The following is a 20378-nucleotide window of genomic DNA, read 5'->3' on the forward strand; positions in this document are numbered from 1 at the left end:
TCAGGGCCGTGGTGGAGAAATCGGGGACATCAGCGAGCGGCTGCGAAAGCGCGACACGAGCGCACCCAGCACGAACACGCGCGCCATGTAGGGAAGAAGACCGCCTTCGTTGAGCGAAGGGTGGATGCGGGCGCGGTAGTGCTCGCGGTGCAGCCGTGAAAGCGCCGACCAGTGCACCTTCGAGTGCTCGTGATGCACCGTATGCAGGCCGATGTTGAACAGGAGCGGATTGACCAGTCCTTCGAAGTTGCGCGCGTAGTCGAGCGAAGCGCTTTCCGGGCGCGGCCGGCCGTCCGCATGCGCATGCTGCAGGTAGTTGGTGGCCAGCAGCCAATGCAGTCCGTGCAACTGTGGCAGGATGACGAACAGCAGCGCCTTCTGCCAATCGAGCGCCAGCAGCGCGGTCCAACTGCCGAGCCAAAGCACGTACTGCGCCATGCAGTAGCGCCAGGCGCCCGGCCAGCGGCGCCGCAGCCGGCCCAGCCAAACCACGAACATCGGGTAGAGCACGGCCGCGGCCTGCAGCGGATGCACTAGATAGCCCAGCAGGTGATTGGTGTCACCTCCGAACCGGTAGGTGCGCGCAGCGTCCTTCGGCCCGTGCCGGTGGCGATGGTGATTGGCCACGTGCGCCGGCCAGAACACGAAGGTCGGATGGCCTTGCAACAGGGTCAGCCAGCAATCGGTGAAGCGGTTCGGCCAGCGGCCGCGCCACATACGCAGATGCGCATGGTTGTGATGGATCACGCCGACGCCCAGCGTGAGAAATAGCATCAGACCGTAGAGCAGCCAATGGAAGCCGTACATCCATTGCCAGGCCGCCAGCGCGGGCAGCGCGGCGAGATAGGCCAGGCTTTGCCAGTCGCGCCAGTGGCGCAGGCGGGCGAACCGAAAGCGCTCAGGCACGTTCATTGTGCTGACGATGCCACTGCGGGGTTGGCCAGGTTACCGAGACCGTCCCGAACAGGCGGTCGCATGACGCGGCAATGAAGGATTTGGAGATCACGCGCTGGACCGACGAAGTGGGAGAACTGGGCTTGCCGACCGTTGCCGGGGCTGGCGCTGTTGGATTATGCAGTAACAAAACGCAACTGAGGCTTCTGGCGCCAAGGTGACGCGAATCGCCGGCACGCCGGAATAAGCTGTGCCGCATCTCAGGAGACATAGCGCATGGACACCACTCGACTCTTCTCGCTCCAGGGCCGCAGCGCCCTCATCACCGGCGGCTCGCGCGGCATCGGCCGCATGATCGCCGAAGGCTTTCTGGCGCAGGGCGCCCGTGTCTACATCTCGGCGCGCAAGGCCGCCGCCTGCGACCAGACGGCCAAGGAACTCTCGGCCTCCGGCCACTGCGTCTCGCTGCCGGCCGACGTGTCGACTCTCGCCGGTGCGCAGTCACTGGTCGACGCGTATTCGAAGCACGAAGACGCGCTCGACATCCTGGTCAACAACGCCGGCGCCGCGTGGGGCGCACCCTACGAGGAATTTCCCGAGAGCGGCTGGGACAAGGTCGTCGACCTCAACCTCAAGACCCCCTTCTTCCTGACCCAGGCGCTGACGCCGATGCTCAAGAAGGCGGCCACCGACCACCTGGCGAAGGTCATCAACATCGCCTCGATCGACGGCATCTCGGTCAATCCGCAGGAAACCTACTCCTACGCGGCCAGCAAGGCCGGGCTGATCCAGCTCACGCGCCGCATGGCGCTGCGCCTCGCGCAGGACCGCATCGTGGTGAGCGCGATCGCACCCGGCGCCTTCGCCTCCGACATGAACAAGGTCGCGCGCGACCATGGGGACGAGATCAAGGGGAACATTCCGGCCGGCCGCATCGGCGAGCCGGAGGACATGGCGGGCGCGGCGATCTACCTCGCGTCACGGGCCGGAGACTATGTGATGGGCTCGACGCTGATCGTTGACGGCGGCGTCACGCACGCACGCTGATGCCTTGCTCCTTCCCTCTTTGGGGAAGGCCGGGATGGGGGTAGCGTCTCATGGAAACGCCATGTGCCCCCCACCCCGACCCTCCCAAGAGGGGGCGGGAGTCACCACTTGGGAACCGGCTGCTCCTTGAGCTGTTGCCGCAGCGCGCCGTAGTCCGGCACCACGCTTTCTACCGTTTCCCAGAAGCGCGGGCTGTGGTCCATCACGCGCAGGTGGCTCAGTTCGTGCGCCACCACGTAGTCGATCACCGACATCTTGAAGTGCACCAGCCGCCAGTGCAGCCGGATCGCGCCGTCGGCACTGGCGCTGCCCCAGCGCGTAGAGGCGTTCGACAACGCCAGCTTGCGCCAGGCCACGCCGAGGCGGGGTGCAAAGTGATCGAGCCGCTCGGTGAAGACGCGCCGCGCCTGGCGCATCAGCCAGGCTTGCGCGGCATCGCGGATCTGGGCCTGGTTCGCGCTGTTTGAAAGCGCGAGGCGCAGCGTGTGCGGCGCAACGCCCGCGCCCGCATCGAGCATCGCGCCGATGCCGTCGAAGGCATGGTGCGGATCGAGCCGCACTACCACCGGCTCACCGAGAAAGGGAAAGCTGACGCCGTCCTTCCACTCGATGCGCGCCGCTTCGAGCTGCGCATGGCGCTGCTGCGTCTCGGACAGCTTGCGCAGGATCCAGTCGGCCTTCTCCTTCACCGCGGCATCGACGTCGCGCAGCGCCACCCAGCGCGGCGCGCGCACCGAAAGCCCTTCGGCGCCGACCACGAAGCCGATGGTGCGGCGCTTGCCGCGCGTGAACTCGTAGGCCACGCGTGCGTCGCCCAGCACCAGCTCGCGCGTGGCACGCGGATGGACGAAGCTGGCCGGGCTCATCGCGTCGGCCAGCGGAATCGCCGGCGGGAAGACGGTGCCCGCCGGCGCCTGCTCGACGACAGGCGGGGGCGCAGGCGGCGCAGGCTCGTCGAACAGGTCGAGCGTGAACTGCAGCAGGCTGCGCATGGCCGGGCCTCAGGCCGAAACCGTCTCGATCGAGACGTAGGCCTCGGGGTCGAGCCGGCGCATCTCGCCTTCGATCCAGGCCTCGACTTCGCGCATCAGCTCGTCGGGCCGGCGCCCGACGCTCGAAATGGCCGGGCCGATCGAGACATCGACCACGCCCGGGCGCTTGATGAAGGCCTTGCGCGGCCAGACCTTGGCCGAGGTCACGGCAATCGGGACCACCGGCACGCCGGTCTCGCACGCGAGCCGCGTGCCGCCGGTCTTGTAGACGCCCTGCCGGCCGCGCGGAATGCGGGTGCCCTCGGGAAACATGATGATCCAGATGCCCTGCGCCAGCAGCTCGCGGCCCCGCGCGACAACCTTGTTGAAAGCCTGCGTGCGCTGGCTGCGGTCGATGTGGATCATGTCGAGCCGCGCCATCGCCCAGCCGAAGAAGGGCACGTAGATCAGTTCCCTCTTGAACACGAAGGCCAGCGGGTGCGGCATCAGCGTGGGCATCAGGAAGGTCTCGAAGGTCGACTGGTGCTTGACCAGCAGCACGCAGCCGGCGAGCTTGTCCTGGGGCAGGTTCTCCATGCCGCTCACGCGCGTCTCGATGCCCAGCAGCAGCCGCGCGCCGCCGATGGCCCAGCCGAGCCAGCGCACGGCCATCCAGTACAGCGGAATGCCGCGCTTCCAGAGCGAGCTGACCACCATGATGATGCCCCAGGGGATCACGGTGACGAGCATCCACAGCGCGTGGACGACGGATCGAAGGAAGGCCATCAGACAGCCACCTGCAGGGCCGCCTGCTGCTCTTCGCGTTCCAGCAGGAAGTCGACGAAGGCCGCCAGGTCGTCGTGCACCTGCGTGTTCGGCGGGTACTCGGGCGGCAACGGCGTCACGCCGCGGCAGGCCGCACCCATGCCGGTCAGCAGCAGGTGCGGCTCGCAGCCGGCGGCCGCGCCGGCCTGCATGTCGCGCAGGCTGTCGCCCGCAACCGGCACGTTGGCCAGGTCGACGCCGTAGCGCTCGCCGATCTGGTGGAACAAGCCCGGCTTGGGCTTGCGGCACTCGCAGCCCTCGTCGGGACTGTGCGGGCAATAGAACACCGCATCGACGCGGCCGCCTACGGCCGCCAGCATCTTGTGCATCTTGGCGTGCATCGCGTTGAGCGAAGCCATGTCGAACAGCCCGCGCCCGAGCCCGGACTGGTTGGACGCGATCACGACATGCCAGCCCGCGTGGTTGAGCCGCGCGACCGCCTCCAGCGCGCCCGGCAGCGGCGTCCACTCGATGTCGCTCTTGACGAAGTCCTCGCGGTGCACATTGAGCGTGCCGTTGCGATCGAGGATGACGATTTTCATGGCGGTACCGATCAGGTGGCGAGGCGCTCGAGCTGCGCCACGCGGTTCATCGCCGCATGCAGCAGCATCAACAGGCCCAGGCGGTTGAGGCGCAGGTCGGACTGCTCGGCATTGACCATCACGCCGTCGAAGAAGGTGTCGACCGGCTCGCGCAGGGCAGCCAACGTCTGCAGCGAAGCGGTGTAGTCGCCGGCGTCGAACTGCGCGTTGGCCACGGGCCCGACCTTCTGCATCGCGGCATGGAGCGCCTTCTCGGCCGGCTCCTGCAGCAGCAGCTCGCTCACGTGCGCATCGGCTTCCGGCGACTTCTTGAGGATGTTGCCGATGCGCTTGTTGGCCGCGGCCAGCGCCGGCGCTTCGGGCAGCGCGGCGAAGGCGCGCACGGCGGCGAGCAGCTTGGGCACCTCGCCGAGGCGCTGGGGCTGGGGCGCCAGCACGGCATCGACCTCCTGGGCGCTGGCGCCCTGCTCGCGCAAGCTGCCGGCCAGGCGGTCGTAGAGGAAGGCTTCGAGCGCTTCGGTCGGGTCGGCGAGCGCGGCTTCGCCGGCCTTCGGCGAGAAGGCGGCGAAGGCCTGGCCCAGCAAGGCGCGCAGGTCGAGCGGCAGCTGGCGCTCGATCAGCATGCGGATCACGCCCAGCGCATGGCGGCGCAGCGCGAAGGGATCGCGGTCGCCGGTGGGCAGGTTGCCGATGCCGAACATGCCCACCAGGGTCTCGAGCTTGTCGGCCAGCGCGACCACGACGCCGACTTGGTTGCGCGGCAGTTCGTCGCCCGCGAAGCGCGGCTTGTAGTGGTCTTCGATCGCGTCGGCCACCGCGGGCTCGAGCCCGTCGTGCAGCGCGTAGTAGCGGCCCATGATGCCCTGCAGCTCGGGGAACTCGCCCACCATGTCGGTCACCAGGTCGGCCTTGGCCAGCTGCGCCGCCTGCACCGCGCGCGGCGCCAGCGTGCTGTCGTGCGCCGCGGTGCCCAGCTGTTCGCCGATCGCGTGCGCGATGCGCATCACGCGCTGCACGCGTTCGCCCTGGGTGCCGAGCTTGTTGTGATAGACCACCTTGGCCAGCGACTCGACGCGCGAGGCCAGCGATTTCTTTCGGTCCTGGTCGAAGAAGAACTTCGCGTCGGCCAGCCGCGGGCGCACCACGCGCTCGTTGCCGCCGATCACCGCGCTGGCGTCGTCGGGCCGGATGTTGCTGACCACCAGGAACTTGTGGGTGAGCCGGCCCGCGGCGTCGAGCAGCGGAAAGTATTTCTGGTTGGCCTTCATCGTGAGGATGAGGCACTCCTGCGGCACGTCGAGGAACTCGCGCTCGAACTCGCACACCAGCACGTTCGGGCGCTCGACCAGGGCCGTGACTTCGTCGAGCAGCGCATCGTCGTGGATCGGCTGCGAGCCGGTGCCGACCGTCAACGCCGCCTCCGCGAGCTGGCGCGCGATCTCGAAGCGGCGGGCCTCGAAGCCCGCGATCACGGCGCCTTCGTCGGCCAGCTGCACCGCATAGCTGTTGGCATCGCGCAGCACGATCGGATCGACCTGCGCCTCGAAGCGGTGGCCATGAGTTTCGCGCCCGGCCTTTAGCCCCAGCGCATCGACCGCAACGACCGTGTCGCCGTAGAGCGCCACCAGCCCGTGCGCGGGGCGCACGAAACTCACGCTGCTCCAGCCGGGCAGTTCGCAGCCGTTTTCGAGCTGGTAGCTCATGACCTTAGGGATCGGCAGCTTGGCGATGCTCTCGGTCAGCGCCTTCTGCAGGCCTTCGGACAGCGTCGCACCCCTGGCCGTGCTTTCGAAGAACAGGGCCTCGGCCTTGCCGTCCATCGCGCGCTTCAGGCCGGGCACGGCCGAGGCGTCGGCGCCCAGCGCGGCCAGGCGCTTGAGCAGCGCCGGGCTGGCGTTGCCCGAGGCATCGAGCCCCACCGTCACCGGCATGAGCTTCTGCGAGACCGCGCGGTCGGCGGCTTGGCCCAGCACGTTCGTGAGGTGCGCCGCGAGGCGCCTCGGCGAGGCGTAGGCGGTGAGCACCGAGCCGGCATCGGCCAGGCCCTGGGCCACCAGCTGGTCGCGCAGCACGGAAGCGAAGGCGTCTCCGAGCTTCCTCAGCGCCTTGGGCGGGAGTTCCTCGACGAAGAGTTCGACAAGCAGGTTGTTCTTGGAGGTCATCGCTCAGGCCGCCTTCTTCGAGATCTCGGCGACCCATTCGCGCGGCGCCATCGGGAATCCGAGCCGTTCGCGGCTTTCGTAGTAGCTCTGCGCGACGCTGCGCGCAAGGTTGCGGATGCGGCCGATGTAGGCCGCGCGTTCGGTCACGCTGATCGCGCCGCGCGCGTCCAGCAGGTTGAAGCTGTGGGCTGCCTTGAGCACCTGCTCGTAGGCCGGCAGCGCGAGCTTCTGTTCCATCAGGTACTTGGCCTGCTTCTCGTGCGCGGCGAAGGCGGTGAACAGGAAGTCGGCGTCGCTGTGCTCGAAGTTGTAGGTCGACTGCTCGACCTCGTTCTGGTGGTACACGTCGCCGTAGCTGATGCCGGGCGCCCATTCCAGCTCGTAGATGCTTTCCTTGCCCTGCAGGTACATCGCGAGCCGTTCGAGCCCGTAGGTGATCTCGCCGGTGATCGGCCTGCAGTCGATGCCGCCGACCTGCTGGAAGTAGGTGAACTGCGTCACCTCCATGCCGTTGAGCCAGACCTCCCAGCCCAGGCCCCAGGCGCCGAGCGTCGGGTTCTCCCAATCGTCTTCGACGAAGCGAATGTCGTTCTTCTTGAGATCGAAGCCCAGCGCTTCGAGCGAGCCGAGATAGAGCTCGAGGATGTTGCCGGGTGCCGGCTTCAGCACGACCTGGTACTGGTAGTAGTGCTGCAGTCGGTTCGGGTTCTCGCCGTAGCGGCCGTCCTTGGGGCGACGGCTCGGCTGCACGTAGGCGGCTTTCCAGGGCTCGGGGCCCAGCGCCCGCAGGAAGGTGGCGGTGTGCGAGGTGCCGGCGCCCACCTCCATGTCGTAGGGCTGCAGCAGCGCGCAGCCCTGGGCGTCCCAATAGGACTGAAGCTTGAGGATGATTTGTTGGAAGGTCAGCATGGTGGGCCTGGTGGCCGGTCGGAAGCGGACGGCCTCCAACGCGACGAGTCGGCCATTTTAAGAGCGCCCAGACGCGGGACCGGCCGCAGGGCTTGCGCCGCTGCGGCCGATCATGCGGAGCCCGGTGTCGCGCCTTCGTCGTGGAACACCGCGGAACCGGCTTTGCCGGGCCGCCGATGTTGCCCCCTCGAAGGGGTTGGCGAAGCGACACGAAGTGCGCGCAGCCTGGGGTGGGCTAATACTCCCAGAAGATGCGTTGCAATTGCTTGGGATCGTTGGTCTTGGTCAAGGCAACCATCGCCAGGATGCGCGCCTTCTGCGGCTTCAAGTCGTGCGCGGCCACCCAGTCGTACTTGTCGTCGGGCTGCTCGGCATTGCGGATCACGAAGCCGTCGGAAACGCGCGAGCTGCGGATGATCTGCACGCCGTCGCCGCGCAGCTTCTGCAGCGTGGGCACGATCCGGTCGGCCACCGAGCCGTTGCCGGTGCCGGCGTGGACGATCGCCTTCACGCCACTCTTGGCCAACGCGTCGATCGCGGTGGCGGGCACGCTGCCGTAGCCGTAGACGATGTCGACCGCCGGCAGCGCCGTGATCTCGTCGATGTTGAATTCCGACTGCATGGTGTGGCGCTTGACCGGCGCGCGGAACCAGTAGTTCTTGCCCTCGACGATCATGCCCAGCGGGCCCCACTGGCTCTTGAAGGCCTCGGTCTTGATGTTGACGACCTTGCTGACGTCGCGGCCGCTCTGGATTTCGTCGTTCATCGTCACCAACACGCCCTTGCCGCCGGCGTCCTTGCTGGCGGCGACGTTGACGGCGTCGAACAGGTTCAACGCGCCGTCGGCCGAGAGCGCCGTGCCCGGACGCATCGAGCCAACCACGATGATCGGCTTGGCTGTACGCACCACCAGGCTCAGGAAGTAGGCGGTTTCCTCCAGCGTGTCGGTGCCGTGGGTGATCACGATGCCGTCGACATCGGCCTGCTTCGACAAGGCCGAGACGCGCTTGGCCAGCACCATCAGGTTGTCGTTGGTGAAGCTTTCCGAGGCGATCTGGAACACCTGCTCGCCGCGCACGTTGGCGACCTTGGAAATCTCGGGCAATCCGGCGATCAGCTTGTCGACCGGCACCTTGGCGGCGGCGTAGGTGGCGCTGTTGACGGCCGAGGCGCCGGCGCCGGCGATGGTGCCGCCGGTCGCGAGGATCACGACGTTGGGCAAGGCCTGCTGCGCATGCGCGATGGCGCTGGCGGCGACCAGCGCAGCGGTAGCCGCGAAGGCGCGGAAACGGGGGGCGAAGAACATGGAAGCTCCTGTTGGGGTGTGACTAATTTCACGAAGCGGCGAGACGATACAGGAAGCGTGCCACGCCGTCGCAGTCCCCAAATGCCTTGTATGCATGCGTCGATGCAGGCGGCCGGCGGAACTTAGGGCGAGATCGCCAAGTACGCGCTGCAAACGCGCGTGATGCTGGGGCTGACGCCGGATGCGCCGCTCAAGCGTGAGCTGGTCGCGTTCGTGCTCGGCGGCTGCAGGATGAAGGTCTAGCGCAGCTTGATATCGCCGTCGAACTTGACCTTGAGCCCCAGCGCCGGCAGCTCCAGGGTCATGCTCGCCGCCAAGGCTTCGGTGCCGTTGCCGTCGGCAACGGCCTTCGCCACCGCCTGCTCGATCTCGCGCTGCGAGTTGACGCCGACCATCTTGAGGAACTTGCGAATACTGAGGTTGAGTGTCTCGTCGTCCATCCGGATCTCCTGACAATCCGCTGCAAGTCAGCGTACTAGGCGGCCGGCAGCCGCGATGATCTGCGCCGCGCTCGGGAAGATGCAAAGGCTGTTCGGCCCGTCGAGCGCCTCGATCTGCGCCCAGGCGACGATGCCGGCCCCATCGACCAGAAAGTGCCCGACGAGTTGGGCGCTGTGCTGCGCAAAGATCGCCTGGTCGGTTTCGTCGAGCTCGAAGCCGTCCATGGCGTTGAGTACGCCGTTGGACGCCATCGGCTGCAACGGTTCCGGCAGCTCGCCGGTCGGATTGACGCGTGCCGCCTCGAAGTCCGCCATGCTCGCGCGAGAGGGCCATTCGGGCCGCTCGCTGCTGCCTTCGGGCAGAAACTCGATGTGCGGCACGCCGAAGGCCTGGTGCGTCCGGCAATCCGGGTCGCTCAAAAGCATGATCGGCGTCGGGCGGTAGCGGAAGTACAGGCGAGCGCGTTCCAACGGCGTGTTGATCACGGCCAGGGTCTCGACCCCTGCGCTCTCCAGGGCGGGTTGTACGTGGCCGAGCTGCATCACCTGTCGCCTGCAGAACGGGCAGTGCAGGCCGCGAAAAAGGCCGATCAGGAAGGGGCGGCCACGCAAACCGGCGAGCGAGACCGCTCCCTCGAGATTGACCGCGGGCAGTGCGAACTCGGGCGCAGCCTCTCCTGGTTGCAACGGGCGTATCGGGTCTCCCACGGCATTCCCCTTCGCGATGTCGTCGGATATACGACGGAAGTTCGACCGTAGCACTTGTCGAAGGAGGGCACAACGCGCGGTGGTGGGCGCCTGCTTCGACCCGCAGGGCTCAACCCCGGGAAGCAGCGCGACTGGCCTGTCGCCGGCCGAGCAGCACCGTCGCCACGGCGATCAACAAGCCCAGGCCCCACAGCGGCCAGAGCCCGAGGCGCGACACCCACAGCGCATAGGGCGTGAGCCCGGCGCGGCCTTCGACCTCAGCCACCAGCACGCCGCGCGTGTGCCGTGGCAGCGCATGCGTGACGCGGCCGCGGTGGTCGATGACGACGGTGGCACCGGTGTTGGTCGCGCGCACCATGGGACGCTGGAACTCGAGGGCGCGCATGCGCGAGATGGCCAGGTGCTGGTCGATCGCGATGGTGTCGCCGAACCAGGCGATGTTGCTCACGTTGAGCAGCACGGTGGGTGCGCTGGCCTCGTCGCGGAAGTTGGCGCCGATCTCGTCGCCGAACAAATCCTCGTAGCAGATGTTGGGCGCGATGCGCTGGCCCCGCCACTCGAAGGACGCCTGCGCAAGGCCGCCGCTCTTGAAGTCGCCGAGCGGGATGTTCATCATCTCGGTGAACCAGCGGAACATCCTCGGAATGAACTCGCCGAAGGGCACGAGATGGTGCTTGTCGTAGCGATAGGGCGTGCCCTGGCCCGGACCGAAGCCCAGCACGGTGTTGGTGTAGAGCCGGCCGTCGCCGAGCGGCAAGCCCACGATGGCCGCCTGCGTGCTGCTTGCGTAACGCGCCGCGATCGCATCGAGATAACCGGGCGGCAATTGCGAAGGCAGCAGGGGCAGCGCAGTCTCGGGCGTGATCACGAGCGACGCGGTCGCATTCTGCAACTGCTCGCCGTACCAGCTCAGCGCGGTCGCGATGCCGCCGCCCGGAATGAATTTCTCGTCCTGCGGGATGTTGCCTTGCAGCAGCGCGACCTCGAGCCGCCCGCGCGATTGCGCAGCCTCGTCGGCCTCGCCGCGTGCCGCGCCGATGAGAGCGGGCACGCAAAGCAGCACCACCGCGGCACCGACCGGCACCGCCACTGCACGGCCGCGCGCGTGGCGCAGCACCAGGGCCGCGAGCGTCGCGATGCCCGTGGCCAGTGCACCGACGCCGTAGACGCCGAGCCAGGGCACATAGGCGGCGAGCGGCCCGTCGACGTGCGCGTAGCCGCCGGCACCCCACGGAAAGCCGGTGAACAAGCTGTTTCGCAACAGCTCGGCCAGGGTCCACAGTGCCGCGAACAGCACGGCTGCGTGCGCCCGGTTGGCCGGTGCGAATGCGATGAAGAAGGCACAGGCCGCGGCGTAGTACAGCGCCAGCGCTGCGGAGAGCGCAAGCACCGCCAGCGCAGCGAGCGGCGCAGCGAGCCCGCCGTAGGTGTGCATCGAGATGAAGAGCCACCAGAAAGTGCCGCAGAGCCAGGCGGTCGCGAACAGCCAGCCGTAGAAGGCTGCGCTGCGCCACGCGGGGCGCGGGCTGGTGCGGGCCCGTAGCGCATCGAGCTGCCAGACCAGCGCGGCGAGCGAGATCAATTGCAGCCACCAGAGCGGCTGTCCGTTCCACGGGGCCGCAATGGCCGCGGCCTGCGCGAGCCCCGCGATGCCGAAGCCCAGCGCGCGCGCGAGCGTTTTCAATCGGTCGCGTCGTCGCCGCGCGCCGGCGAGACCTTGAACCAGCGCACCGCGCCACCCTTCGTGTGCAGCACGACGAAGTCGAAGGCGCCGAGCGCATAGTGCTCGCCGCGCTTGGGCACATGGCCCATCTCGTGCGCGATCAGGCCGCCGATGGTGTCGAAGTCTTCGCTCAGCGCTTCTTCGTCGAACACGATGCCGAAGGCCTCCGCCACGCGCTCGATGGGCGTGTCGCCCGAGACGCGGTAGGTGCGATCGGCCAGGCCGAAGATGTCGCCCTCCTCCTCGGCGATGTCGAACTCGTCCTCGATCTCGCCGACGATCTGCTCCAGCACGTCTTCGATGGTGATGAGGCCTGCCACGCGGCCGAACTCGTCGATCACGATCGCGAGGTGGTTGCGGTTGCCGCGGAATTCGCGCAGCAGATCGTTCAGGCCCTTGCTCTCGGGCACGAAGGTGGCGGGGCGCAGCAGCGCACGGATGTTCAGGCCCGGCGCGCGCTGCAGCTTGAGCAGATCCTTCGCGAGCAGGATGCCGATGATGTTTTCTTTTTCGCCCTCGTACACCGGAAAGCGCGAGTGCGCAGTGTCGATCACGAGGTGCAGCAGCGCATCGTAGGGCGCGTCGATGTTGACCAGGTCCATTCGCGGCGCCGCCACCATCACGTCGCCGGCGGTCATGTCGGCCATGCGGAGCACGCCTTCGAGCATCACGCGCGATTCGGCGCCGATCACGTCGTTGTCCTCTGCGTCGGCGAGCGTTTCGATCAGCTCGTCGCGCGAGTCGGGGCCCGGATGAATGAATTCGGCGAGCTTCTGCAGAAAACTGCGCTTGTCTTCGCGTTCGACGGGCGCGCGTTCAGGGTGAGGGTCGGCCACTGCGGGAGGGCGGAGTTGGGGGACCACAAGGATACCGGAAGAAGCACGCGCCTCCCCCGGTATGGCCCCGCTCAGGGCGAGGACTGGTCGCGGGCGGCACGCACGCCGCTACGGATTTCCTGCAGATCGGCCAGGAACGCCCAGAACTGCTTGGCACGCGTCTTGAGCTGGAAATCGACCTGCGCGTAGTGCTCGAGCGCGATCTCGCTCATGCGGCTGTCGAAGGTGGCGACTGGCAGCTGCAGATGCGCCTCGGACTCGGAGCCGCTGCGCACCACGGTCGCACCGGCATTGCGCGCGATTTTGAGCATGGCCGCGTTCTCGCTCAGCGCATGGATGAACAGCATGCCGATGCCTTCGTTGCGGGCGACCACCACCGCGCGTTCGAAGAGCCGTGCACCGTAGCCGCGCCCGCGCGCATGTTCGGCCACCGAGACGCCGAACTCAGCGCAGTCCTTGTGCTGGTCGGCCGGGGCGAACGCGAGATGGGCCATCGCGATCAGGTCGAGGCGGCGGTTGTAGATGCCGAACAGCTCGTCGCGATCGAAGTCCAGCCCGTCGACATAGCGCTGAACCTGCTCGTCGGATGCTGCATAGCCGAAACGCAGGTAGCGATCGTGCGGCTTGAGGGAAAGAAGATGTTGCGCGATGCGGTCGCGCTCGCGCGGGCCGATCGAGCGGATCGGCACCATGACCGGTGCGGGCGCGGCGGCGCGCGGCTGGGCTTCAACCATCGGCGCTTTCAGAAAGGAGCCGAGGCCAAGCGAGGCTTTGAGGAGTGCCTTGGCGGTAAGCATGCATTCAATATAAGGGTTTTCCCCTAAACAACAAGACCGTAGGGCGAAAACTTAGGTCATTGGTAAACGAATCCACGTCCCGTGGGGTGCACGCAACCCATATGTTGTTACACGGGCACCGCAGTGGTCGCCTTGACGCGATCGAGCACGAAGCTGGTTTTGCAGTCCTGCACGCTGGGATGCTTGAGCAGGGTGTCCATGATGAAGCGGCTGTAGTGCGCCATGTCGGCGACGACCACGCGCAAGAGGTAGTCCATCTCGCCCGTCAGCGCCGCGCATTCGACCACCTCGGGCCAGGTCTGGACGCTGGCGCGGAACAGGTCCATCGGGTTGCGCTTGTGGCTCTCGGTATGCTTTTCGAGCCGGACATTGAGATAGGCCGTGAGCCCCAGCCCGACCGCTTCGGGTTTCACGAGCGCCACGTAGCGGTCGATCACGCGGCTTTCTTCCAGCCGCTTGACCCGCCGCAGCACCGCGCTGGGCGACAGGCTCACCTCTTCGGCCAGCTGGTCGTAGGTGGCGCGGCCGTCGGCCTGCAGCGTGCGCAGGATGAGCCGATCCTGCTTGTCGAGTGCGTCCATTCGTCCATTTTTGCAGGTTTCCTGCGTTCAGGCGCCGAATGGGGCGCGATAACGCTGAAATCGTGATGGCTTGCGCTTTTACAGTTCAACACGGACGCTGCGCATGCGCGGCGCGACACTGAATCCCGCCTTCCCCCGATCTTCTCGCCTTCCATTGGAGACAAGCCCATGAGCACCCCCGACGCCCCCGCCTTCACCCCTTGGGAGAATCCCATGGGTACCGACGGCTTCGAATTCATCGAGTACGCCGCACCCGATCCGGTCGCCATGGGCCAGGTGTTCGAGCGCATGGGCTTCAAGGCAGTGGCCAAGCACCGCCACAAGAACGTGCTGCTGTACCGCCAGGGCACGATCAACTTCATCGTCAATGCCGAGCCGGACTCCTTTGCCCAGCGCTTCGCGCGCCAGCACGGACCCAGCGTCTGCGCCATCGCCTTTCGCGTGCAGGACGCCAAGGCCGCATATGAGCGCGCCATCGGGCTCGGTGCCTGGGGCTTCGCCGACAAGGCCGGCCCGGGCGAGCTCAACATCCCGGCGATCAAGGGCATCGGCGACAGCCTGATCTACTTGGTCGACCGCTGGCGCGGCAAGAACGGCGCGCAGTTCGGCGACATCGGCAACATCGGCTTCTACGACGTCGACTTCGAAGCCCTGCCCGGCCTCAGCGCGATCGAGGCGCTGGCGCCCGAAGGCAACGGCCTGACCTACATCGACCACCTGACGCACAACGTGCACCGCGGCCGCATGAACGAGTGGGCGGACTTCTACGAGCGCCTGTTCAACTTCCGCGAGGTCAAGTACTTCGACATCGAAGGCCAGGTCACGGGCGTGAAGAGCAAGGCGATGACCAGCCCGTGCGGAAAGATCCGCATCCCGATCAACGAGGAGGGCAAGGAACAGGCTGGCCAGATCCAGGAGTACCTCGACCTCTACCGCGGCGAGGGCATCCAGCACATCGCAATGGGCTCGGACAATCTCTACAAGACCGTCGACGCCTTGCGCGCCAACGGCGTCAAGCTGCTCGACACCATCGACACCTACTACGAGCTGGTGGACAAGCGCATTCCGGGCCACGGCGAAAACGTCGAGGACCTGCACAAGCGCAAGATTTTGATCGACGGCAAGAAGGACGCGCTGCTGCTGCAGATCTTCAGCGAGAACCAACTGGGCCCGATCTTCTTCGAGTTCATCCAGCGCAAGGGCGACGACGGCTTCGGCAACGGCAACTTCAAGGCGCTGTTCGAGAGCATCGAGCTCGACCAGATGCGCCGGGGCGTGCTGACCGCCGCACAATAGCCGCCCCATCACATATAGGAGCGCGGAATGCGTCAGACCTCTTGGATTCGCTCGTCATGGATCGCGGCCGCGATCCTCGTTCTCGGCGGGTGCGCCATGAATCCGCAACAGCGTGCGGGCGCGGCCTCGTCGCATCTCGATGCGGTGCAAAAGGCCGGCGTGCTGCGCATCTGCACGCCGGGCGACTACAAGCCCTTCAGCTTCCAGAAGCCGGATGCGAGCTATGAAGGGATCGATGTCGACCTGATGACCAGCTTCAGCAGCAGCCTCAATGCGAAGCCGGAATGGGTCAAGACGACCTGGGCCAATCTCCTGCCCGACCTCGCGGCCGGCAAGTGCGATCTGGCCGTGGGCGGCGTGTCGGTGACAACCGAGCGCCAGAAGCGCGCCTTCTTCAGCACGCCTTACATGGTCAACGGAAAGACGCCGATCGCACGCTGCGCGGACGTTGCCAAGTACCAGAGCGTGGCCGACATCGACAAGCCGGAAGTGCGCGTGATCTTCAACCCGGGCGGCAGCAACGAGCGTTTCGCGCGCGCCAACTTCAAGCGCGCCAAGCTCACGATGCATGGCGAGAACGTGACGATCTTCGACGAGCTGCTCGCGAGGCGCGCTGACGTCTTCGTAACCGAAGCGGCGGAGGCCATCACCCAGCAGAAGCTCAAGCCGGGCTTGTGCGCCGTCAATCCAGACAAGCCGCTGCAGTACGGCGAGATGGCCTGGATGCTGCCGCGCGACGACGTGGCCTTCAAGGCCTATGTCGACCAATGGCTGCACCTGTCGCAGGCGGGTGGCGAATTCCAGCGCGTGATGGATCGCTGGCTCAAGTAGAAAACATTGGAGCTTTTCATGGAGACGCCAACAGGTGCAGTCATGCCCGCGGTCTACGGCCAATCGGAGCGCCCGCCGCGCGGCGACTATTCGCGCGGCGGCGCCGTTCTTGCGGACTACACCTGTCCGCAGGATTGGGCCAGCTACACGCCGGCCGACCACGACACCTACCGGCGTCTTTATGAGCGCCAGGCCGCGCAGCTGCCGGGCCTGGCCTGCGATGCCTTCATCGCGTCGCTGCCTTCCCTCGGCGTGAAGGACCGGATCCCGCGCTTCGAGGAGATCAACGAGCGGCTCTACAAGGCGACGCGCTGGGAAGTCGTCGCGGTGCCCGGACTCATTCCCGAGTTGCCCTTCTTCACGCTGCTTGCGAACCGCAAGTTCCCGGTCACGGACTGGATCCGCAAGCCCGAGGAGTTCGACTACATCGTCGAGCCGGACGTGTTCCACGATCTGTTCGGCCATGTGCCGATGCTCTTCGATCCGACCTTCGCCGACTATGTGCAGCGCTACGGGCAGGGCGGCATCAAAGCGCACGAGCTGGGCGCCGGCGAGAAGCTTGCGCGGCTTTACTGGTACACGGTCGAGTTCGGTCTGATTCGCCAGCCCGACGGCTTGCGCGCCTATGGTGCAGGCGTCCTGAGCTCGGTCGGCGAGCTGCGGCACGCGGTGCGCAGCCCTGAGCCCTACCGATTGCCGCTCGATCTGCTGCGCACCATGCGCACGCGCTACAAGATCGACAGCTACCAGAGCACCTACTTCGTGATCGACAGCTTTGCGCGGTTGTTCGAGCTGACGGCGCCGGACTTCACGCCTCTCTACCAGAAGCTCGCAACTCAGCCCGACATCGAGGCGGGTGTGCTGCTGCCAGGCGAATCGACGACCTAGCGTCAACAATCGAGCAGGGCCAAGGTCGCGCGCCTCAGGCCAAGGTCGAAGGCCATTTCCACATGCGCACACCCGTCGGCGAGACGGTTGTCGGCACCGGGCAGCGTCGCGTTGGACGTAGGAAAAACGATGTTGTCGCAGTTCGTGTACCAGCAGGTGAAAGGAACCCGCCGCGTGCTGGCATGTTCGCCTTCGATCTGCTGCATCCATTCGCCGCCCACGCGCATCTGGCGTCCATTGAGCGTGCGGCCGAAACGCGCGAGCCAGGTGCCGCGATGCGGGGTCCCGATGGTGACGATGCGATGCACACGCGCCGGATCGGCATCGCGCAGCCAGGCCCGGGCGGCGAGTCCGCCCATGCTATGGCAGATCAGCATCGGTGGCAGCGAGGTCGCTGCGGTAACCCGCAGGATGGCGTCGTCGATGGTCTGCGCGTAGTGGTCGATCGAGCCGAAGACCGGCTCGAGGTCGACCGCGACGAAGGCACGGTCGTCGATGCGCAGCTCGCGCAACCAAGGGGTCCAGAATCCACGGTTGCATAGGAACCCGTGGACCAGCACCACGCCCCTTCGACCGTTCGCCGGCAGGTGATCATGCACGGCGCGCGAGCGGAAGGGCTGGTACCAGCAGAAGACGCGCGGCGCGAGCCAGCTCTCGGCCAGCCACGCCCGGATGCACTGGGGCACTCGCGCGCGGGAAATGGGGTCGTGGCCGTTGATGCGGTAGCTCGCAACGAACTCGACCGCAAGGATGGTCGTGTGGGTACAGGTCAACGCGATGAGGCTGAGCACAGCCACAGACGGCGACCGGCTCCACCAGAAGCTCGCCCAGGCGATCGCACCAAGAAGGCTGCCGAGCACGAAACACTGCTGGAGACGCGCAACCATGCGCCGACTATCGCATGCGCGACAGATCGGGCGCCACCCTAGGACAAGTCCGCTGGCGTCGGGGCCGGGCTCGCTTCGACAATCCGCGCCAAAGGAGATCGCATGCAGTCATCCGCATTGAAGAACTATCCGGCCGGCGTCCCGCACGAGATCGATCCCGAGCAGTACCGCTCGCTGGGGCATCTGTTCGACGAATCGTTCAAGCGTTACGCCGAGCGACCGTTTTCGGTGTGCATGGAACGATGGATGTCGTATGGCGAGCTCGACGAGCTGTCCAAAGCGATGGGCGCATGGCTGCAGTCGCGTGGCTTGGAGCCTGGCGCGCGCGTGGCCATCATGCTTCCCAACGTGCCGCAGTTCGCCGTCACGATGTGCGGTGTGCTGCGCGCGGGCTACACCTGCGTCAACGTGAACCCGCTGTACACGGCGCGCGAGCTCGAACACCAGCTGAAGGATTCGGGCGCGACGGCGATCATCATCCTCGAGAACTTCGCAGCGACGCTCGAGCAGGTGATCGAGCGAACGCCCTTGAAGCACGTGGTGGTCACTTCGATGGGGGATCTGCTCGGGGGCCTCTACGGCACCTGGATCACGGTGGCCGTGAGGCATCTGGCCAAGATGGTTCCACCCTACAAGCTACCGCTCGACAACGGCCGCACCGTTACCCCCTTTCCTCAGGTCATCGCCGAGGGCAAGGGACGCACGCTGGCGCCGGATCCCAGCACGCTCGACTCGATCGCCTTCCTCCAATACACCGGCGGAACCACGGGACTGTCGAAAGGCGCGGTACTGACCCATCGCAACATCGTCGCAGCAACGCTGCAGGCCGAAGCGTGGTTCACCCCCGCACTGGAGCGGGCAGGCGATCTGTCCAAGGTCAACAGCATCGCGGCGCTGCCGCTCTATCACATCTTCGCGCTGACGCTGTGCCTGCTCGCGATCCGCCAAGGGTCCCACCTGACGCTGATTCCCAACCCGCGCGACTTCGACAAGTTCATTGCCGTGCTCAAGAAGCGGCCTTTCCACATGCTGCCGGCGGTAAACACGCTGTTCAACGCCCTGCTGATGCACCCCGAGTTCAAGTCCATCGACTTCTCCACGCTCTTCGTGTCGCAAGCCGGCGGCATGGCGGCGTCCGAAGGCACTGCCCGCAAGTGGTTCGAGGCCACGGGCTGCCCGATGATCGAGGGTTGGGGTATGAGCGAGACCTGCGCGATCGGGACCAACAACCCGGTCTCCAACACCGCGTTCACCGGAACTATCGGGTTGCCGCTGCCCAGCATCGAAGTTGCGATCAAGGATGACGAAGGCCGCTCGCTGCCTCCCGGAGAGGCGGGGGAGTTGTGCATCAAGGGACCCAACGTCATGACCGGCTACTACAACCAGCCGGCCGAAACCGCGGCGGCATTCACCGCCGACGGCTTCATGCGAACCGGCGACATCGCGGTCATGCAGGAAGACGGCTACAGTCGGATCGTCGACCGCAAGAAGGACATGATCCTCGTGAGCGGGTTCAACGTGTTCCCCAACGAATTGGAGAACGTCATTTCCTTGTGCCCTGGCGTTGTCGAATGCGCAGCGATCGGCGTGCCGGACGAGAAGCAGGGCGAGGCTATCAAGGTGTTCGTCGTCCGCAAGGATCCCTCGCTGACCGAGGAGACAGTGATGCGCTACTGCCATGATCAATTGACCGGCTACAAGCGTCCGAAGCACATCGAGTTTCGAGAGAGTCTGCCAAAGACGAATGTCGGGAAGATCCTCCGGCGCCAGCTGCGGCCAGGCGCGACGGCTTGAGCGCCGCTGCGGGTCTGCCGGCGCAGCTCCACGTTTTTGAGCGCGGATGGCTTTCGTCCAACAACATCCTCTTGGTGGGTCGTGACGAGACGGCCTTGGTCGACACCGGTTACGCCACTCATTCCGGCCAGACGCTGGCCCTCGTCGAGGCCGGACTGGGCGACCGGCCCCTCGACCGTGTGCTGAATACGCATTTGCACAGCGACCATTGCGGCGGCAACGCGGCGCTGCAGCAGCGCTACCCCAGGGCACGCACCTTGATTCCGCCGGGAGAGGCAGACCTGGTGCGAAGCTGGGACGAAGATGCACTGAGTTTCCGCGCCACCGGCCAGCAATGCCCGCGCTTTCGTTTCGATGGGCTTCTGGTGCCTGGCCAGGATGTTGTGCTGGGAGACCTGCCTTGGCAGGTGCATGCAGCGCCGGGGCACGACCCGCACTCGATCATCCTGTTCGAATCCGGCTCACGGACCCTGATCTCTGCCGATGCGCTCTGGGAGAACGGCTTCGGTATCGTGTTTCCCGAGTTGGCGGGAGAGCCGTCCTTCGACGAGGTGGCTGCCACCCTCGACCTGATCGAAGCGCTCGAGCCAGTGTGCGTGATCCCGGGCCATGGGAGCGTCTTCAACGAGGCGGCGGCAGCGCTTTCATTGGCGCGGCGCAGGCTCGAGGCGCTGTCGCGCGATCCCGTCAAGCACGCCCGATATGCGCTCAAGGTACTCGTGAAATTCAAGTTGCTGGAAGTGCAGACGACGAGCGTCGAAGAATGGAAAGCCTGGTTTCGAAGCGCACCGTATTTCGATGCGATTCGTGCGCGCTTCTTCGCCTCGTCATCGCTCGATGAGTTGAACGCTGAAATCCTCGCAGAATTAGCCAAGGCTGGGGCGGCCTTTGCCGACGAGGTGCGGGTCCAAAACAGATAGCCCATCCTTGCTTCGGCGCAT

At 66.2% G+C, this 20378-nt stretch carries 20 protein-coding genes; 6 read left to right on the forward strand and 14 right to left on the reverse strand.

All coding sequences use genetic code 11. The annotated features are described in order from the left end of the window. Entirely contained in the window at nucleotides 1–912 is a 912-nt protein-coding gene (locus EJI01_RS19025; protein ID WP_126838693.1) for a fatty acid desaturase, read from the reverse strand. A gap of 258 nt (nucleotides 913–1170) precedes the next feature. On the opposite strand from EJI01_RS19025, the gene EJI01_RS19030 reads away from it, so the two are divergent. Further along, nucleotides 1171–1941 (forward strand): SDR family oxidoreductase, encoded by a 771-nt coding sequence (locus EJI01_RS19030; protein ID WP_126838694.1) that lies wholly within the window; start codon nucleotides 1171–1173, stop codon nucleotides 1939–1941. A gap of 101 nt (nucleotides 1942–2042) precedes the next feature. On the opposite strand, the gene EJI01_RS19035 is transcribed toward EJI01_RS19030, so the two are convergent. The 12 genes from EJI01_RS19035 to EJI01_RS19095 all read right to left on the reverse strand — a co-directional run bounded on the left by EJI01_RS19035 (nucleotide 2043) and on the right by EJI01_RS19095 (nucleotide 13741). Next, nucleotides 2043–2933 (reverse strand): M48 family metallopeptidase, encoded by an 891-nt coding sequence (locus tag EJI01_RS19035; RefSeq protein WP_126838695.1) that lies wholly within the window; start codon nucleotides 2931–2933, stop codon nucleotides 2043–2045. Nucleotides 2934–2942: 9 nt separating this feature from the next. Continuing rightward, complete coding sequence (locus EJI01_RS19040; protein WP_126838696.1) at nucleotides 2943–3698, reverse strand: lysophospholipid acyltransferase family protein; 756 nt, start codon at nucleotides 3696–3698, stop codon at nucleotides 2943–2945. Next, on the reverse strand, nucleotides 3698–4279 hold the full coding sequence (gmhB, locus tag EJI01_RS19045; protein ID WP_185878974.1) for a D-glycero-beta-D-manno-heptose 1,7-bisphosphate 7-phosphatase: 582 nt from the start codon (nucleotides 4277–4279) through the stop codon (nucleotides 3698–3700). The genes EJI01_RS19040 and gmhB overlap by 1 nt, the downstream gene beginning before the upstream one ends. Before the next feature lie 11 nt (nucleotides 4280–4290). Further along, entirely contained in the window at nucleotides 4291–6441 is a 2151-nt protein-coding gene (gene glyS / locus EJI01_RS19050) for a glycine--tRNA ligase subunit beta (protein ID WP_126838697.1), read from the reverse strand. A gap of 3 nt (nucleotides 6442–6444) precedes the next feature. Beyond that, nucleotides 6445–7350: a glycine--tRNA ligase subunit alpha gene (gene glyQ, locus EJI01_RS19055; protein ID WP_126838698.1), complete on the reverse strand. Its 906-nt coding sequence runs from the start codon at nucleotides 7348–7350 to the stop codon at nucleotides 6445–6447. 235 nt (nucleotides 7351–7585) lie between these two features. Continuing rightward, nucleotides 7586–8656 carry an asparaginase gene (locus EJI01_RS19060; protein WP_126838699.1) on the reverse strand — a complete coding sequence of 357 codons (1071 nt, stop codon included), beginning with the start codon at nucleotides 8654–8656 and terminating at the stop codon, nucleotides 7586–7588. A 239-nt stretch (nucleotides 8657–8895) separates the two neighbouring features. Further along, entirely contained in the window at nucleotides 8896–9096 is a 201-nt protein-coding gene (locus EJI01_RS19070; RefSeq protein ID WP_126838700.1) for a DUF6494 family protein, read from the reverse strand. 27 nt (nucleotides 9097–9123) lie between these two features. Further along, nucleotides 9124–9783 carry a redoxin domain-containing protein gene (locus tag EJI01_RS19075; RefSeq protein WP_221885689.1) on the reverse strand — a complete coding sequence of 220 codons (660 nt, stop codon included), beginning with the start codon at nucleotides 9781–9783 and terminating at the stop codon, nucleotides 9124–9126. 130 nt (nucleotides 9784–9913) lie between these two features. Beyond that, the gene (lnt, locus tag EJI01_RS19080) at nucleotides 9914–11488 is read right to left on the reverse strand and encodes an apolipoprotein N-acyltransferase (protein WP_126838702.1); all 1575 of its coding nucleotides are present in this window, start codon (nucleotides 11486–11488) and stop codon (nucleotides 9914–9916) included. Further along, nucleotides 11485–12363 carry an HlyC/CorC family transporter gene (locus tag EJI01_RS19085; RefSeq protein WP_126838703.1) on the reverse strand — a complete coding sequence of 293 codons (879 nt, stop codon included), beginning with the start codon at nucleotides 12361–12363 and terminating at the stop codon, nucleotides 11485–11487. Before EJI01_RS19085 ends, lnt begins: the two co-directional genes overlap by 4 nt. A gap of 71 nt (nucleotides 12364–12434) precedes the next feature. Next, the gene (locus EJI01_RS19090; protein ID WP_126838704.1) at nucleotides 12435–13160 is read right to left on the reverse strand and encodes a GNAT family N-acetyltransferase; all 726 of its coding nucleotides are present in this window, start codon (nucleotides 13158–13160) and stop codon (nucleotides 12435–12437) included. Between the two features lie 107 nt (nucleotides 13161–13267). Further along, the gene (locus tag EJI01_RS19095) at nucleotides 13268–13741 is read right to left on the reverse strand and encodes an Lrp/AsnC family transcriptional regulator (RefSeq protein ID WP_126838705.1); all 474 of its coding nucleotides are present in this window, start codon (nucleotides 13739–13741) and stop codon (nucleotides 13268–13270) included. Nucleotides 13742–13909: 168 nt separating this feature from the next. Here EJI01_RS19095 and hppD point away from each other — a divergent pair, with 168 nt between their 5' ends. The 3 genes from hppD to phhA are packed head-to-tail and all read left to right on the forward strand — an operon-like array spanning nucleotide 13910 to nucleotide 16756. Then, nucleotides 13910–15037, forward strand: a complete 1128-nt coding sequence (gene hppD / locus EJI01_RS19100) for a 4-hydroxyphenylpyruvate dioxygenase (RefSeq protein WP_126838706.1) — start codon at nucleotides 13910–13912, stop codon at nucleotides 15035–15037. Nucleotides 15038–15064: 27 nt separating this feature from the next. Beyond that, a complete protein-coding gene (locus EJI01_RS19105) occupies nucleotides 15065–15868 on the forward strand; it encodes a transporter substrate-binding domain-containing protein (RefSeq protein ID WP_126838707.1) in 804 nt (267 codons plus the stop codon). Between the two features lie 18 nt (nucleotides 15869–15886). Continuing rightward, a complete protein-coding gene (phhA, locus tag EJI01_RS19110; protein WP_126838708.1) occupies nucleotides 15887–16756 on the forward strand; it encodes a phenylalanine 4-monooxygenase in 870 nt (289 codons plus the stop codon). Between the two features lie 2 nt (nucleotides 16757–16758). Here the strand turns inward: phhA and EJI01_RS19115 are convergent, their stop codons facing one another. Continuing rightward, complete coding sequence (locus EJI01_RS19115; protein ID WP_126838709.1) at nucleotides 16759–17643, reverse strand: esterase/lipase family protein; 885 nt, start codon at nucleotides 17641–17643, stop codon at nucleotides 16759–16761. A 102-nt stretch (nucleotides 17644–17745) separates the two neighbouring features. Here EJI01_RS19115 and EJI01_RS19120 point away from each other — a divergent pair, with 102 nt between their 5' ends. Together EJI01_RS19120 and EJI01_RS19125 are read left to right on the forward strand one after the other, a co-directional pair. Then, nucleotides 17746–19437 (forward strand): AMP-binding protein, encoded by a 1692-nt coding sequence (locus EJI01_RS19120; RefSeq protein ID WP_126838710.1) that lies wholly within the window; start codon nucleotides 17746–17748, stop codon nucleotides 19435–19437. Then, nucleotides 19434–20357: an MBL fold metallo-hydrolase gene (locus tag EJI01_RS19125; RefSeq protein WP_126838711.1), complete on the forward strand. Its 924-nt coding sequence runs from the start codon at nucleotides 19434–19436 to the stop codon at nucleotides 20355–20357. The genes EJI01_RS19120 and EJI01_RS19125 overlap by 4 nt, the downstream gene beginning before the upstream one ends. Nucleotides 20358–20378 lie beyond the last annotated feature (21 nt).

This window comes from Variovorax sp. MHTC-1, assembly GCF_003984645.1.
Lineage (GTDB): Bacteria > Pseudomonadota > Gammaproteobacteria > Burkholderiales > Burkholderiaceae_C > Variovorax.

Coding starts and splice junctions, on each gene's coding strand:
- EJI01_RS19060 (WP_126838699.1), bottom strand. CDS start 8,656: ATGTTCTTCGCCCCCCGTTTCCGCGCCTTCGCGGCTACCGCTGCGCTG.
- EJI01_RS19090 (WP_126838704.1), bottom strand. CDS start 13,160: ATGCTTACCGCCAAGGCACTCCTCAAAGCCTCGCTTGGCCTCGGCTCC.
- EJI01_RS19095 (WP_126838705.1), bottom strand. CDS start 13,741: ATGGACGCACTCGACAAGCAGGATCGGCTCATCCTGCGCACGCTGCAG.
- EJI01_RS19025 (WP_126838693.1), bottom strand. CDS start 912: ATGAACGTGCCTGAGCGCTTTCGGTTCGCCCGCCTGCGCCACTGGCGC.
- phhA (WP_126838708.1), top strand. CDS start 15,887: ATGGAGACGCCAACAGGTGCAGTCATGCCCGCGGTCTACGGCCAATCG.
- EJI01_RS19115 (WP_126838709.1), bottom strand. CDS start 17,643: ATGGTTGCGCGTCTCCAGCAGTGTTTCGTGCTCGGCAGCCTTCTTGGT.
- EJI01_RS19105 (WP_126838707.1), top strand. CDS start 15,065: ATGCGTCAGACCTCTTGGATTCGCTCGTCATGGATCGCGGCCGCGATC.
- EJI01_RS19035 (WP_126838695.1), bottom strand. CDS start 2,933: ATGCGCAGCCTGCTGCAGTTCACGCTCGACCTGTTCGACGAGCCTGCG.
- EJI01_RS19120 (WP_126838710.1), top strand. CDS start 17,746: ATGCAGTCATCCGCATTGAAGAACTATCCGGCCGGCGTCCCGCACGAG.
- EJI01_RS19070 (WP_126838700.1), bottom strand. CDS start 9,096: ATGGACGACGAGACACTCAACCTCAGTATTCGCAAGTTCCTCAAGATG.
- EJI01_RS19040 (WP_126838696.1), bottom strand. CDS start 3,698: ATGGCCTTCCTTCGATCCGTCGTCCACGCGCTGTGGATGCTCGTCACC.
- EJI01_RS19030 (WP_126838694.1), top strand. CDS start 1,171: ATGGACACCACTCGACTCTTCTCGCTCCAGGGCCGCAGCGCCCTCATC.
- gmhB (WP_185878974.1), bottom strand. CDS start 4,279: ATGAAAATCGTCATCCTCGATCGCAACGGCACGCTCAATGTGCACCGC.
- glyQ (WP_126838698.1), bottom strand. CDS start 7,350: ATGCTGACCTTCCAACAAATCATCCTCAAGCTTCAGTCCTATTGGGAC.
- glyS (WP_126838697.1), bottom strand. CDS start 6,441: ATGACCTCCAAGAACAACCTGCTTGTCGAACTCTTCGTCGAGGAACTC.
- hppD (WP_126838706.1), top strand. CDS start 13,910: ATGAGCACCCCCGACGCCCCCGCCTTCACCCCTTGGGAGAATCCCATG.